Annotated in this window: 13 protein-coding genes; 7 read left to right on the top strand and 6 right to left on the bottom strand. The window is 65.4% G+C overall.

Features of this window, described 5'->3' with window-relative positions:
- Nucleotides 1-128 precede the first annotated feature (128 nt).
- Complete coding sequence (locus tag H9K76_RS18710) at nucleotides 129-1568, bottom strand: S41 family peptidase (protein ID WP_187596809.1); 1440 nt, start codon at nucleotides 1566-1568, stop codon at nucleotides 129-131.
- A 265-nt stretch (nucleotides 1569-1833) separates the two neighbouring features.
- Nucleotides 1834-2577 (bottom strand): 2,3-diphosphoglycerate-dependent phosphoglycerate mutase, encoded by a 744-nt coding sequence (gpmA, locus tag H9K76_RS18705; protein WP_187596808.1) that lies wholly within the window; start codon nucleotides 2575-2577, stop codon nucleotides 1834-1836.
- A gap of 74 nt (nucleotides 2578-2651) precedes the next feature.
- Between gpmA and H9K76_RS18700 the strand changes: the two genes are divergently transcribed.
- The 4 genes from H9K76_RS18700 to H9K76_RS18685 all read left to right on the top strand — a co-directional run bounded on the left by H9K76_RS18700 (nucleotide 2652) and on the right by H9K76_RS18685 (nucleotide 5473).
- A complete protein-coding gene (locus tag H9K76_RS18700) occupies nucleotides 2652-3059 on the top strand; it encodes a rhodanese-like domain-containing protein (protein ID WP_187596807.1) in 408 nt (135 codons plus the stop codon).
- Between the two features lie 107 nt (nucleotides 3060-3166).
- Entirely contained in the window at nucleotides 3167-3427 is a 261-nt protein-coding gene (gene grxC, locus H9K76_RS18695; RefSeq protein ID WP_187596806.1) for a glutaredoxin 3, read from the top strand.
- Nucleotides 3428-3603: 176 nt separating this feature from the next.
- Nucleotides 3604-4059, top strand: a complete 456-nt coding sequence (gene secB / locus H9K76_RS18690; protein ID WP_187596805.1) for a protein-export chaperone SecB — start codon at nucleotides 3604-3606, stop codon at nucleotides 4057-4059.
- Between the two features lie 388 nt (nucleotides 4060-4447).
- Nucleotides 4448-5473: an NAD(P)H-dependent glycerol-3-phosphate dehydrogenase gene (locus H9K76_RS18685; RefSeq protein ID WP_187596804.1), complete on the top strand. Its 1026-nt coding sequence runs from the start codon at nucleotides 4448-4450 to the stop codon at nucleotides 5471-5473.
- Between the two features lie 212 nt (nucleotides 5474-5685).
- On the opposite strand, the gene lysA is transcribed toward H9K76_RS18685, so the two are convergent.
- Complete coding sequence (gene lysA, locus H9K76_RS18680) at nucleotides 5686-6933, bottom strand: diaminopimelate decarboxylase (RefSeq protein WP_187596803.1); 1248 nt, start codon at nucleotides 6931-6933, stop codon at nucleotides 5686-5688.
- A 132-nt stretch (nucleotides 6934-7065) separates the two neighbouring features.
- Here lysA and H9K76_RS18675 point away from each other — a divergent pair, with 132 nt between their 5' ends.
- Nucleotides 7066-7998, top strand: coding sequence for a LysR family transcriptional regulator (locus tag H9K76_RS18675; RefSeq protein ID WP_187596802.1), 933 nt, complete (start codon nucleotides 7066-7068; stop codon nucleotides 7996-7998).
- A gap of 14 nt (nucleotides 7999-8012) precedes the next feature.
- On the opposite strand, the gene panC is transcribed toward H9K76_RS18675, so the two are convergent.
- Entirely contained in the window at nucleotides 8013-8864 is an 852-nt protein-coding gene (gene panC / locus H9K76_RS18670) for a pantoate--beta-alanine ligase (protein WP_187596801.1), read from the bottom strand.
- Between the two features lie 27 nt (nucleotides 8865-8891).
- Nucleotides 8892-9785, bottom strand: a complete 894-nt coding sequence (gene panB, locus H9K76_RS18665) for a 3-methyl-2-oxobutanoate hydroxymethyltransferase (protein ID WP_187596800.1) — start codon at nucleotides 9783-9785, stop codon at nucleotides 8892-8894.
- A gap of 125 nt (nucleotides 9786-9910) precedes the next feature.
- Between panB and pabB the strand changes: the two genes are divergently transcribed.
- Nucleotides 9911-11698 (top strand): aminodeoxychorismate synthase component I, encoded by a 1788-nt coding sequence (gene pabB, locus H9K76_RS18660; RefSeq protein ID WP_187596799.1) that lies wholly within the window; start codon nucleotides 9911-9913, stop codon nucleotides 11696-11698.
- Nucleotides 11699-11847: 149 nt separating this feature from the next.
- Entirely contained in the window at nucleotides 11848-12771 is a 924-nt protein-coding gene (locus H9K76_RS18655; protein WP_187596798.1) for a hypothetical protein, read from the top strand.
- A 46-nt stretch (nucleotides 12772-12817) separates the two neighbouring features.
- Here H9K76_RS18655 and H9K76_RS18650 read toward each other — a convergent pair whose 3' ends face one another.
- Complete coding sequence (locus H9K76_RS18650; RefSeq protein WP_187596797.1) at nucleotides 12818-13177, bottom strand: 5-carboxymethyl-2-hydroxymuconate Delta-isomerase; 360 nt, start codon at nucleotides 13175-13177, stop codon at nucleotides 12818-12820.
- Between the last annotated feature and the right edge of the window lie 68 nt (nucleotides 13178-13245).

The raw sequence follows: 13245 nt of genomic DNA, 5'->3' as shown, positions 1-13245 counted from the left end.
AGTGTCTCTGCCCGCGATTGTCCCGCTCCAAGAAAAAGGCCGGGTCTCGCCGGCCTTTTTTTCTACGGGTGATGTCGCTGAGCGGAGCCAGCACGGGGTGCCAGCGGAGTGCCTGCGGTAGTACGCCGTCAGTCTTCCTTCTTGGCTTCCGGACGCTCGGTCTTGGTCTTGCTGACCTGGACCGCCTGGCCCCGGAGCTGGTTGAGGGCCTGGTTGAGCTGGAAGTCCTTCTCGGAGCCGAACTCGGGCAGGCGCTCCTTCTTGGCCTTTTCCTTGTCCTTGGACTCTTCCTCGAGGCGCTTCATGGCTTCCTCGCGGGCCTTTTCGCGCGCTGCGTCCTTGACCTCCTCGCCCTGGCCGCTCGACAGGTGCTTCTCGAGGTCTGCCTCGCGGGGGCGCAGCGATGCGTAGAGGTCGCCTTCCGCGGTCTCGTCCACCATCACGTCGGGAACGATGCCCTTGGCCTGGATGGAGCGTCCGCTCGGGGTGTAGTAGCGCGCCGTGGTCAGCTTGATGCCCGTGTCGGGGCCGAGGGGACGCACGGTCTGCACGGACCCCTTGCCGAAGGTCTGCGCACCCATGATGGTGGCGCGCTTGTGATCCTGCAGTGCGCCGGCCACGATTTCGCTGGCCGAGGCCGAGCCTTCGTTGACCAGCACCACCAGCGGCACCTTCTTGAGCGCGGCAGGCAGACTCTTGAGCGGGTCGGAACCACGGCGGGCGTAGTCCTCCGGGCTGGCCTTGAAGGTGGACTTGCTCTCGGCCAACTGCCCGTTGGTGGACACCACGGTCACGTTCTCGGGCAGGAAGGCGGCGGAGATCGCCACGGCGGCGTCGAGCAGGCCGCCCGGGTCGTTGCGCAGGTCGAGCACCATGCCCTTGATGTTGGGGTCCTGCTTGTACAGGTCATCCACCTTGCGCACGAAATCATCGACCGTGCGTTCCTGGAACTGCGACAGTCGCACCCATGCGTAACCCGGCTGGATCATCCGGGCCTTGACGGACTGGGTCTTGATCTCCTCGCGCGTGATGGTCACGGGGAAGCTGCGGCTCTCGTCCTTGCGCAGGATGGTCAGCGTCACCTTGGTGTTGGGCTCGCCGCGCATCTTCTTGACGGCATCATTGAGCGACAGGCCCTTCACGGCGGTGTCGTCGATCTTGGTGATCAGGTCGTTGGTCTTGATGCCGGCGCGGTCGGCGGGCGACCCCTCGATCGGCGACACGATCTTGATCAGGCCGTCTTCCTGCGTGATCTCGATGCCGACGCCGACGAACCTGCCGGTCGTACCTTCGCGGAATTCCTTGAAGGACTTCTTGTCGAAATACTGGGAGTGCGGGTCGAGGCTCGACACCATGCCCGAGATGGCGTCCGTGATCAGCTTGCGGTCATCGACCTGATCGACGTAGTCGGTCTTGATCAGGCCAAAAACTGCGGACAACTGCTGGATTTCCTCCAGGGGCAGGGGCGTCATGCCGCCACGGGCCACGGTTTGCAGGGAAACCGTGGTGAGCGCGCCGGCAACGACGCCGACGGAGATCCAACCTGCTATTTTGAGTTTCTGGCCCATATATGTGTCACCTTGACCGAACAATATACATCTTAGTTCGGTATTGATCTCGGGCAGTCCCCGGGGTTCCATTGTCTGACGACTTGCGGCCCGAAACAGCGAAGTCGGGGCTCGCGGCCCGGGGCATTTGCCTTCAAACAGGCCCGGGCGGCATCGAAGTCGCGCATTTTCGCCCATGCCGGGCCGATGTGCCCGCGCGGATCGCCCATGGGCGGACGATCTGGCGGGCGATCCGGCAGGAAAACCGGCCCGAGGCTCCTTCCGGTCAGGCCTTGCCTTGCGAAGCGACCGCCGCAGCAGCCTTGGCGGCCGCCTCTGCGTCGCCAAGGTAGTAGTGGCGGATCGGCTTGAGGTTGTCGTCCAGCTCGTATACCAGCGGAATGCCGTTGGGGATGTTCAGGCCGACGATGTCGTCATCCGAAATGCCGTCCAGGGACTTCACGAGTGCGCGGATCGAGTTGCCGTGGGCGGCCAGCACCACACGCTTACCCGAGCGGATCGCAGGGGCAATGGACTCGTTCCAGAAGGGCATCACGCGGGCGACGGTGTCCTTCAGGCATTCGGTGAGGGGCACTTCGCCGTCCTTGAGGCCCGCGTAGCGGATGTCTCCACGCTCGCTGCGCGGGTCGGTGGCCTCGAGCGCCGGCGGCGGCGTGTCATAGCTGCGGCGCCACACGAGCACCTGGGCGTCGCCGTACTTCTTGGCCATGTCGGCCTTGTTCAGGCCCTGCAGGGCGCCGTAGTGGCGCTCGTTGAGGCGCCAGCTGTGCTGCACCGGCAGCCAGGTGCGGTCCATCTCGTCGAGCGTGTGCCACAGCGTGCGGGTGGCGCGCTTGAGCACGCTGGTGTAGGCCAGATCGAACTCGTAGCCCTCGGCCTTGAGCAGGCGACCGGCATTCTTTGCCTGTTCGACGCCGGTGGGCGTGAGGTCCACGTCGGTCCAGCCGGTGAAGCGGTTTTCAAGATTCCAAGTCGATTCGCCATGACGAATCAGAACCAGTTTGTGCATGGGTTCCCCTCAAACGAACAAGCCAAAAACCCGTCATTCTAAAATTACGCGGTTTGCCAACCCGAAGGACGTTCGTGAAATTCATCTTAGACAACTGGTATTTGCTTCTCATCGCACTGGTTTCCGGCTCGATGCTGTTCTACCCCATGCTCAAGGGCGCAGGCGCGGGCTCGCTGTCCACGGCGCAGGCCATTCAGCTGATCAACCGCGAAAAGGCAGTGGTTATCGATGTGTGCGAACCTGAAGAATTCGCTGCAGGCCATGTCAAGGGTGCGAAGAACGTGCCGCTGGGCCAACTGGAGGAAAAGCTGCCCCAGACGGTCAAGAACAAGGCCGTGCCGGTGATCCTGGTGTGCGCCAAGGGTGCACGCGCACAGCGTGCGGTCGGTGTGGCCAAGAAACTCGGCTTCGACAACGCACAGGCGCTGTCCGGTGGCCTGACCGCGTGGCGCGAGGCATCGCTGCCCGTTGAAAAGGCCTGAAGCACCTCCAAGTGACTGCGGAGACCCGCGCGCAGGACGCAGCAGCGCACAGACGTGCTGCTCTGCCTGCAGCGGTGCTCCATGACAATGATTGAAAGGAACAGAACATGCAAGCCGTCAAGATGTACACCACCGCCGTCTGCCCCTACTGCATTCGCGCCAAGCAGCTGCTCAAGGCCAAGGGCGTGGAGCAGATCGAGGAAGTCCGCGTGGACACCCATCCCGACGAACGCGTGAAGATGATGGAAATCACCGGCCAGCGCACTGTTCCGCAGATCTTCATCGGCGACACCCATGTGGGTGGGCATGATGATCTGGTGGCGCTCGATGGGCGCGGTGGCTTGATGCCGCTGCTGCAAGGCGCCTGATGATCCGTGGCCGCCGCGCTTCCCTGCTTCGCAGGGGCCGCTGTATCCAGGGGCCCCTCGCATCCCGGGCGGCCCGGCGATGAAAATTTGCCAGCGCCCACCGGCGTTGCATAATGCCCTGCCCGCTGCGGGACTCTCCCGGCGGGCTTTGTTCTGATTGAAAGACCCAAACAACCATGGCGACCGAAGAAACCCCAGTGTTCCAGATCCAACGCGTGTATCTGAAGGACCTGTCCCTGGAACAACCCAACTCTCCGGCCATCCTGCTCGAGCAGGAACAGCCGAACGTGGACATTCAGCTTGGCGTTGAAGCCAACCCCGTGGCTGAAGGCATTTTCGAAATCGCCGTGACGGCGACGGTGCAGACCAAGATCAAGGACAAGACGGTGTTCCTGGTCGAGGCCAAGCAGGCCGGCATCTTCGAAATCCGCAACATCCCCGAAGACCAGATGGGTGCGATCATCGGCATCGCCTGCCCGCAGATCGTGTATCCGTACCTGCGCGGCAACGTGGCAGACGTGATCACCCGCGCCGGCTTCCCGCCCGTGCACCTGGCAGAGATCAACTTCCAGGCCATGTACGAGCAGCAGCAAGCTGCCGCCGCGCAGGCTGGCAACGCGACGGCTCAGTAAGCACCGCGCGCACCATCCCATCCCCGCACCGGCATGCATGGCCGCTGCGGGGATTTTTCTTGGTTCTTGGCGGAATACCGAGTCCTTTGAGTCGCGTGACGAATGGACGTTTAGCGCTTGCGGTGAGAGTCTTCGTTTTGAGGTGCTGATATGGCCCCTCATACTTTGTTGCAAAGGCTTGCCGTACGCTTGTACTGTCTTCGCCTTTGCGTCGCGTCTGAGGGGCCATCTCAGCATTGTTGTGAACAGTTCAAGGCGGGCGCGCGCTGCGCAGGCGGTCGTTCTGAAAGCCTTCTTCTCTGACAAGGCTCGATGATCTTTTTTTCGTTGGCCCGCGGCTGTGGGTGGCTTTCATCAAGCACTGCGCAAGTCTTGCTATTCTTGGCGCATGAAGATTTTTGTCATTGGCGCCGGTGCCTGGGGCACGGCCATCGCCATGAGCGCGTCTGCGCGCGCGGGTTCGCATTCCGTCACTCTCTGGGCGCGCGATGCGGAGCAGGCGCGGCAGATGCAGCAGGAGCGGGCCAACACGCGCTATCTGCGCGGCGTGCAGTTTCCCGCGTCCCTGCAGGTCGTGAGCGGCGATGCGGTGGCGCAGGCCGCCGATGCCGACCTGATCGTGCTGGGCACGCCCATGGCCGCGCTGCGCGAGTGGCTCACGCAGCTCGCACAGGTGCGTGTACCCGTCGTGTGGCTGTGCAAGGGGTTCGAGGCCGTGCGGGCCGGTGCGCCCGAAGGCTCCGTCGGCCTGCTCGCGCACGAGGTCTGCCAGCAGGTGGCTCCGGATCTGCAGTGCGGCGTGCTGAGCGGCCCGAGCTTTGCCGACGAGGTCGCACGCCACCAGCCCACGGCGCTGGTCGCCGCCAGCGCGTTCCCCGGGGTGTCGCAGTTGCTCGTCGATGCGTTCCATGGCGAGGCCCTTCGCGTCTACGCCAACTCTGACATCATCGGTGTGGAGGTCGGTGGTGCCGTCAAGAACGTGCTGGCCATTGCCACGGGCCTGTGCGACGGCTTGGCGCTGGGCCTGAATGCCCGCGCGGCGCTGATCACCCGCGGCCTGGCCGAGATGTCGCGGCTGGGATTGGCGCTGGGCGCGCGCGCCGAAACCTTCATGGGCCTCTCGGGCCTGGGAGACCTGGTGCTGACGGCCACCGGCGATCTCTCGCGCAACCGCAAGGTGGGGCTGGCGCTGGCCAAGGGCATGACGCTTGCACAGGCGGTGGAATCGCTAGGGCATGTGGCCGAGGGCGTCTATAGCGCGCGTACCGTGCATGCGCGTGCACGCCTTCTGGGCGTGGAAATGCCCATCACCGAAACCGTCGTCGACCTGCTCGATGGCCGCCTTGCCGTGGCGGATGCGGTACACAGCCTCATGACCCGCGAGCCGCGCGGGGAACTGGATACATCCCCCTGAGGCGCTGCGCGCCTTCCCCCTTCTCTCGAACTGCTGCGCAGTTCGGGAAGGGGGACGCAGCCCTCGCTGCCGGGCGGCCCTTGCTCGGCTGCCCTGGCATAGGGCGCGCCAGTTTTTTAGGGCAGGCTCATTGCATGCAACAAAAAATCACTGCCCCGCCGAGGGCAGTCCCGGCCTCCACCCTGAACTCAGGCAGTAGCCACCAGAAAACCTCAGAGCCCCAGCTCCAAGGCCAGCAGCTCCTCCACCGTTTGACGGCGCCGAATCAACCGACCCTTGCCAGCATCCACCAGCACTTCGGCCGCCAGCGGGCGCGTGTTGTAGTTGCTGGACATCGAGGCGCCGTACGCTCCGGTATCGTGGATCACCAGCAGGTCGCCGACGCTGGCACCGGCCAGCGGCCGCGGCAGCACCACGCCGCCGTCGCCCTGCGTGAACACGTCGCCTGATTCGCAGAGCGGGCCCGCCACCACGGCGTCCTGTGCAGGCAAGGAACGGCCGTCGCGGCGCAGCACCTCCATGGCGTGGAAGCTGCCGTACATGGCGGGACGCATGAGTTCGTTGAACCCGGTGTCCACGAGCACGAAGTGGTTGCTGCCCTCGTTCTTGGTGGCGCGCACGGTGCCCAGCAACACGCCGGACTCGGCCACGAGAAAGCGGCCTGGCTCGATCTCGAGGCCGAGAGCATGGCCGACGATGGCTTCCGCCTGCTTGCGCGCGGCGTCCCACAGGCCGTGGTAGTGCGCGGTGTCGATGACGGCATCGCCCGTGCGGTACGGAATCGACAGGCCGCCGCCCGCGGAGATCGCATGCAGGTCGTGGCCCGCCTGCTTCGTGGCTTCGACCAGCTTGACCATCGCGCCGCAGACCTCCTGCAGGTGCCCGTAGTCCACGCCAGAGCCGATGTGCATGTGCAGGCCGGCCAGCACCAGTCCGCCCGCTCGGATGGCGTCGAGCGCGGCCTGCAGGTCGGTGTGCCAGATGCCGTGCTTGCTGTGCTCGCCGCCTGTATTGGTCTTGTTGCTGTGGCCGTGGCCGAAGCCGGGATTGATGCGCAGCCAGACATGGTGGCCCGGCGATGCCTTGGCCAGCTGGTGCAGCATGTCGATGGAGCCCGCGTTCACCGGCACCTGGTGCTCCACGACGGTCGCGAGCGTGGCCTCGTCCATCACGTCGGCCGTGAAGACGATGTCGCTCGGTTCGCCGAAGCCGGGCTTGAAGCCCGCGGCCAGCGCGCGAAGGATCTCGCCGCGCGAGACCGAGTCCACCTTGACGCCCTGTGCGCGCATCAGCTGCAGCACGTGGATGTTGGAGTTGGCCTTCTGGGCGAAGCGGATGGTGTCGAAGGCCTTGAGCTGCGCAATGCGCGCGCGGATGGTGCCGGCGTCATACACCCACAGCGGTGTGCCGTGCTCGTCGGCCAGTTGCCACAGCAGGGAAGGGGAGAAGGGATTGCTCATGGTGCGAGGGAGTCAGATCGATGAAGAGGGGCAGCGCACGGCTGCAATGGCCTGCATCTTCGGTCATGTGGTCTATTTGGTCGAATACTTTGATTTTTGCTGTTTATTCATTTCTGATATGGTCTGCCCACCATGCAAGCCAGACAACCTGCTTCCGTCCGCGGCGAGGATGCGCGCATCAGCCATCGCCATATCGAGGTGTTCCGTGCCGTGATGCTCGCGGGTGGAGTGACGGGCGCTGCGCGCATGCTCTACACCTCGCAGCCCACGGTGAGCCGCGAACTCGCGCGGCTGGAGAGCCTGCTGGGGTACGCGCTGTTCGAACGCGCCCAGGGGCGCCTGCGCGCCACCGCGCGCGCGCTGTCGCTATGGGAGGAGGTGCAGCGCAGCTGGCAGGGACTCGATCACGTCGTGGAGCACGCGATGGCGCTCGGGCGGCCCCACCATTCCCACATCAGCGTGCTCAGCATGCCCGCGCTCAGCCATGCATTGCTGCCCGGCGCCATCGCGCGGATGCAGGCCGAGCATGGGCCGCAGGCGCTCAGCGTGGCCACGCAGGACGGGCCCCTGCTGCTGGAGTGGATGTCCGCTCAGCGCTTCGACCTGGGCCTGACCGAGCAGGCCGATGCACCGCCCGGCACCCGCGCCATCGCATTGCCTGCGGTGGATGAGGTCGCGGTGCTGCCCGCGGCGCATCCGCTGGCGAAAAAGAAGAAGCTGAAGGCGGCGGATTTCGCGCACCAGCCCTTCATCAGCCTTGCGCGCGACGACGTGTACCGCCAGCGCATCGATGCGGAATTCGCGCGCGCCGGAGTCGAGCGTCAACTGCTGCTCGAAGCCCACAGCGCCATCGCCGTCTGCGCCATGGTGCAGCAGGGCCTGGGCATCGCCATCGTCAACCCGCTCACGGCGCGGGCCTGCGAGGGTGGCCCATTGGTGGTGCGGCCGATCACGTTGTCGATCCCGTTTCAGGTGCAGGTGCTTTTGCCGCTGCACAGGCCTGCGGTGAGCGGGGTGGAGGGCCTGCTGGCGGCATTGCACGCGCAGGTGAAGTCGCACGCCTGATTGCCCAGGCGCTCTCAGAACTCCAGGTTGTCGATCAGGCGCGTGCTGCCCAGGCGTGCCGCACCCAATGCCACGAGCGGCGCATCGGCCCGTGCCGAGGCATCGGCGGGAGCCAGCAGGTCGCTGCGGTTGCGCACGGTGAGGTAGTCCGGCTCCCAGCCCTTGTCGCGCAGCGCCTGCATGGCGGCGGCCTCCAGATCGGCCAGTGGCGCACTGCCGTCGCGAGCGGCCTCGGCCAGCGCCTTGAGTGCCTGCGACAGGGCCATGGCCTGCTGGCGCTCCTCGGCGCTCAGGTAGCCGTTGCGGGAGCTGAGCGCGAGCCCGTCATCTGCGCGCGTGGTGTTGCCGGCGATGATCTCGATGGGCATTGCGAACTGCTGCACCATGCGGCGGATCACCATGAGCTGCTGGTAGTCCTTCATGCCGAAGACGGCGCTGCCGCCGCCCGTTGTCGCGAACACGCACGAGAACAGCTTCATCACGACCGTGCACACGCCTGTGAAGAAACCGGGACGGAACTCGCCTTCGAGGATATCGGCGAGCAGCGGGTCGGGCTGCACCTTGAACACCTGGGGCTCCGGATACAGGTCCTTCTCGCGCGGGGCGAACAGCACATCGCAGCCCGCAGACTCGAGCTTGGCGCAATCGGCCTCCCAGGTGCGGGGATAGCTGTCGAAATCCTCATGGGGCAGGAACTGCAGGCGGTTCACGAAGATGCTGGCGACGGTGACGTCGCCCTGCTGCCCGGCAATATGCACGAGCGAGAGGTGGCCGTCATGCAGGTTGCCCATGGTGGGAACGAAGGCGGGCCTGCCACGCTGGGCAAGCGCGGCGCGGAGGTCGGGGATGGAGTGGACGATGTGCATGTCGGAGGCGGAAATAGAAATGGAGAACTACCAGGCGTGAACGGCGTCGTCAGGGAACTCGCCCGATTTCACCGCGCGAACATAGGCTTCGATCGCCCCCTTCACGGAGCCTGCGTCCTGCATGAAGTTGCGCACGAACTTGGGGTTCCTTCCCAGGTTCACGCCCAGCATGTCGTGCATGACCAGCACCTGCCCCGCAGTGCCGCTGCCGGCACCGATGCCGATGGTGTGGCAGCTCGCGAGCGCCTGGGTGAGGCTGCGGGAGAGTTCGGCGGGAACCATCTCGAGCACCAGCATCGACGCGCCGGCCTCCTGCAGTTCGATGGCCTGCCGGCGCAGCGCGGCGGCGGCGATGTCGTCGCGCCCCTGGACGCGGTAGCCGCCCAGCGCGTGCACCGTCTGCGGCGTGAGGCCCAGGTGTGCACAGACAGGTACGCCGCGTTCGACGAGGAACTGCACGGTCGGTGCCGTCCAGCCGCCGCCTTCGAGCTTGATCATGTGCGCGCCCGCCTGCATCAGCCGGCTGGCGCTGCGCATGGCCTGTTCCCTGCTCTCGGCGTAGCTCCCATAAGGCAGATCGCTGATGAGCCAGGCCGTTCCCTGGGCGCGATGCAGTCCGCGCGCCACGCTTTCCGTGTGGTAGGCCATGGCGTCCAGCGTCACGCCCACGGTGCTGTGAAGGCCCTGGCAGACCATGCCCAGCGAATCGCCCACCAGAATGCACTCCACGCCCGCAGCATCAGCCACGGCCGCATAGGTGGCATCGTAGGCAGTGATCATGGTGATCTTCTCGCCTGCCTCGCGCATCTGCGCGAGGCGCGGCAGGCTGATGGGCTTGCGCGCAGGCATGGGCGATGCGGGCGGAATGGTGCCATAGGGCGTGCCCGTGGCGCTGGGGGATGCCGGTGCGGGTGCGTTCATGGAATGGTCTCCTGGCAATTTGGGGCAATTTCGGAAAATTGCGCGAAGTCTATAAGCAACCTCCCGATTGCACCAACCCGTAAGAAAAGTGGTTGCATGGACCCCCATGGAATAATGCGCGCCCCATGCTGTCCACATTGATTGATTTTCCCGACCCCCACAGCCCCTCGGCGGCACGTCTGCGCCTGCGCTTCGGCGAGCCTTTGCGCGTGTGGCAGGCCCGCTCGGCGGGCGAGGTGGCCGCGGTGATCGAGGAGGTGGAGCGCGCAGCCCGCGAGGGGCGCTGGTGCCTGGGCGGCCTGGCCTATGAGGCGGCAAGTGCATTCGACAGCGCCTTTTCCACCCATGCGCCGCAGCAGGGACTGCCGCTCGCGTGGTTTGCCGAGTACGAAGCTCCCGTTACTGTCGAGGCCGCTGCCTCCCCCGATTCGGGCGAGGCGCAACTGGCCCACGTGCACTGGAAGCCCGGCGCCCATTCGGAATCATCGCGTGCAAGCTTCACCCGGGACATCGAGCGCATCCACGCGGCGATCGCGCAGGGGGAGTGCTACCAGATCAATTACACGGCCCCCATGACCGGCGATCTCAAGGGATCGGCTCAGGCATTGTTCGACGCACTGCGCGAGGCCCAGCCCGGCGGCTATGTCGCCAGCATGTGCTGGGGTGACGAGCGGATCCTGAGCTTCTCGCCCGAATTGTTCTTCGATTGGGACGGCGAGACGCTGCTGACCCGTCCCATGAAGGGCACGGCGGCGCGCGGCGCCACAGCGGAGGAGGACGCGGCGTTGGCCCTGCACCTGCGCACCTCCCCCAAGGAGCGGGCGGAGAACGTGATGATCGTGGACCTGCTGCGCAACGACGTCTCGCGCATTGCCGAGCCGCGCAGTGTGCAGGTGCCGCGCCTGTTCCACGTCGAGGCATTGCCAACGGTGTGGCAGATGACCTCGGACGTGGTGGCTCGCACCAGGCCATCGACGTCCCTGCGCGACGTGTTCGCAGCCCTGTTCCCCTGCGGGTCGATCACCGGCGCGCCCAAGGTGCAGGCCATGCGCTGGATTGCCCGGCTGGAGCACGAAGCGCGGGGCGTGTATTGCGGCGCCCTGGGCGTGGTGCGGCCCGGCGCCGCCCCCGGCAGCCTGCGCGCCACCTTCAACGTGCCGATCCGTACCTTGTCCATCGGAGCGGATGGGCATGTGCGCTGCGGCATCGGCAGCGGCATCACCGCCGATGCCGGCGCGCAGGACGAATGGCAGGAATGGAAGAACAAGCGCGCGTTCATCGACCGCGCGCTGCCGCCGCTGCAGATTCTGGAAACGCTGCTGCTCAGTGATGGCGTACTGCGGAACCGCGAGCGGCACCTGGCGCGCATGCGGGCGTCCGCGGCGTACTTCGGCTTCGCATGGAACGAGCCGCCGGTGCATCAAACCCTGGCGGCTCTCTGCAGCCAGCATCCTCAAGGGGACTGGCGCGTGCGGTGGCTGCTGCATGAGGATGGCACCTTCGAGGCACAGGCATTCGCTTTCTCTGCCACCGCGCAGCCCGTGAAACTGGCGTTGGCAGATCGCTGCTTTGCCGCTGCGCACAGTGATTTCGTGTCTCACAAGACCACGCGGCGCACGCATTACGCTGCCTTCGAGCCAGCTTCGCAGAGCGGGCTCTTTGACGTGATCCTGTGGAACGACGCGGGTGAAATCACGGAGTGCACGCGCGGCAACATCGCCATGCAGTTGGAGAGCGGAGACTGGGTGACGCCTGCGCTTGCCTGCGGGCTGTTGCCAGGCATCGGCCGGGAGCTTGCGCTTGCGTCGGGCCGGCTGCGCGAGGCCGTGGTGCATGTGCGCGATGCGCACCGGGTGCGTGCATGGGCGTTCCTCAACAGCCTGCGCGGCTGGCTGGACGCCGAGATCGCTTGACCCTGGTTTCCAAACTTAGGAGGTGATCGGGCAGCAGATGCCCATTTCCCCTCTGGCCGCGCATCACCTTTTTGTTGGAAATTGTTGCATTCCTGGCCCCCTCATGGCATGGCACACTGCGCGCCTTGTTTCATTTCATGAAGGTTTCCATGCTTCAAAAACTAGAAAGCGGTTTGCTCTACCTGATGCGCGTCTTGATGGTGCTGCTGGTGCTGTTCACCCTGTTCAGCCTCGCGCTGTGGGCCGCCGATTCGCTGCGTTCTCCGGCAGCATCTGCAACACAAGCCACGACAGATTGGAGCGGCTTCAAGATCGACGATGCCGAGCTCAAGCGCACCACGTACAGCGACTTCGGATTTGCGGATTCCGATCACCATGCGAATGACGACAAGCTCGCCAAGGATGGCGAGGTGGTGGCTGCATTCACCCAGGTCGATCAGTTGCTGCGCGCAGCGATCCTGCAGAACCCCGACAAGCGCCGGCAGGTCGATGCGGCAGGCGATGATGCCGGGCTGACAGATGCGCAGTCGCTGGCGGACTGGCTCAAGGCATCGCGCGAGAAGGCTTCGGCCGGCACGGCCGTCAGCGCGGCAGTCGATGCCACGGCAGGCGTGCAGGGCGATGACGAGGAATTCAAGCCGCAGCCCGTGAACATTACCGAGGCGCTGCTGAACCAGACCCACGGCATCATCGATGCGAACGGCTACGACGCGGGCCGCGCGTTCGTGCTGGGGGCTCCCGCCGCCTTCAAGACCCTGTTGGCCGACGCCCAGGTGCAGCGCGGCATGGCGCAGCAGACCACGTCGTTCCTCGTGAGCAATCTGCTGCTGAACTACAACATGGCGTTCTCGACCAAGGTCTCGGGCACCGATGCCGATACTGCCGGTACGCGCCCCTCGTGGCTCGAGCGCCTCATGGAGCCGTCCAACCTTCTGGTATTCACCGTGCTCATGTGGACGCTGGTGTTCATGATGCTCATCGTGGTGTTCCTGCGCGTGGAACGCCATCTGCGCGCGATGGCCAGCGAAGGCCGCGTGCTGGCATCCGCGCGCGAAGCCTCTCCGATGCAGTGATGCATCACTGCCGGCTCCCGTTGTGGGGCCGGCGTGTGCCGCAGGGTTACAGGCGCTCTTTCACGTAGCTGCCGCGATCCATGTCGAGGATCTCCACGCTCAACTGCACCATCATGCCTTCGGGGCGTGGAGTGTGCTTGCGCAGCACGGCGGCAATGCGCTCCGCGAGGTCGTTCTTGGCCTCGGGCGAGCGGCCCGACAGAAGGCGCAGCTGGGCATGCACGAAGCCCCGGTTCTCGGGCTGCGCACCAATTTCGAAATGCGTGATGCGATGGGTGCGGCTTTTCACATCCGCTTCGTCCTTGATCTCCGGGCTGGTGCACAGCGCGGCGTTCACGTCCTTGAGGATCTGTGCCTCCGGAAAATCGGCGAGGTTGGCGCTGAAGTCGATGACGAGGTGGGGCATGGGGTTAGTCTCGCAATGGATGAAAGGCAAAGGCGCATGGAGTGCGCCGCAGGGTGTCAGATCGTCGG

The organism is Diaphorobacter ruginosibacter (genome assembly GCF_014395975.1).
GTDB lineage: Bacteria > Pseudomonadota > Gammaproteobacteria > Burkholderiales > Burkholderiaceae_C > Diaphorobacter_A > Diaphorobacter_A ruginosibacter.
Note: the sequence above shows the minus strand (reverse complement) of the source record. Positions and strands in the feature narration are given on the sequence as shown.

What these genes read in the sequence shown, in the direction of transcription:
- H9K76_RS18710 (WP_187596809.1), bottom strand. Translation starts at nt 1,568, where the DNA reads ATGGGCCAGAAACTCAAAATAGCAGGTTGGATCTCCGTCGGCGTCGTT.
- gpmA (WP_187596808.1), bottom strand. Translation starts at nt 2,577, where the DNA reads ATGCACAAACTGGTTCTGATTCGTCATGGCGAATCGACTTGGAATCTT.
- grxC (WP_187596806.1), top strand. Translation starts at nt 3,167, where the DNA reads ATGCAAGCCGTCAAGATGTACACCACCGCCGTCTGCCCCTACTGCATT.
- secB (WP_187596805.1), top strand. Translation starts at nt 3,604, where the DNA reads ATGGCGACCGAAGAAACCCCAGTGTTCCAGATCCAACGCGTGTATCTG.
- H9K76_RS18685 (WP_187596804.1), top strand. Translation starts at nt 4,448, where the DNA reads ATGAAGATTTTTGTCATTGGCGCCGGTGCCTGGGGCACGGCCATCGCC.
- lysA (WP_187596803.1), bottom strand. Translation starts at nt 6,933, where the DNA reads ATGAGCAATCCCTTCTCCCCTTCCCTGCTGTGGCAACTGGCCGACGAG.
- H9K76_RS18675 (WP_187596802.1), top strand. Translation starts at nt 7,066, where the DNA reads ATGCAAGCCAGACAACCTGCTTCCGTCCGCGGCGAGGATGCGCGCATC.
- panC (WP_187596801.1), bottom strand. Translation starts at nt 8,864, where the DNA reads ATGCACATCGTCCACTCCATCCCCGACCTCCGCGCCGCGCTTGCCCAG.
- panB (WP_187596800.1), bottom strand. Translation starts at nt 9,785, where the DNA reads ATGAACGCACCCGCACCGGCATCCCCCAGCGCCACGGGCACGCCCTAT.
- pabB (WP_187596799.1), top strand. Translation starts at nt 9,911, where the DNA reads ATGCTGTCCACATTGATTGATTTTCCCGACCCCCACAGCCCCTCGGCG.
- H9K76_RS18655 (WP_187596798.1), top strand. Translation starts at nt 11,848, where the DNA reads ATGCTTCAAAAACTAGAAAGCGGTTTGCTCTACCTGATGCGCGTCTTG.
- H9K76_RS18650 (WP_187596797.1), bottom strand. Translation starts at nt 13,177, where the DNA reads ATGCCCCACCTCGTCATCGACTTCAGCGCCAACCTCGCCGATTTTCCG.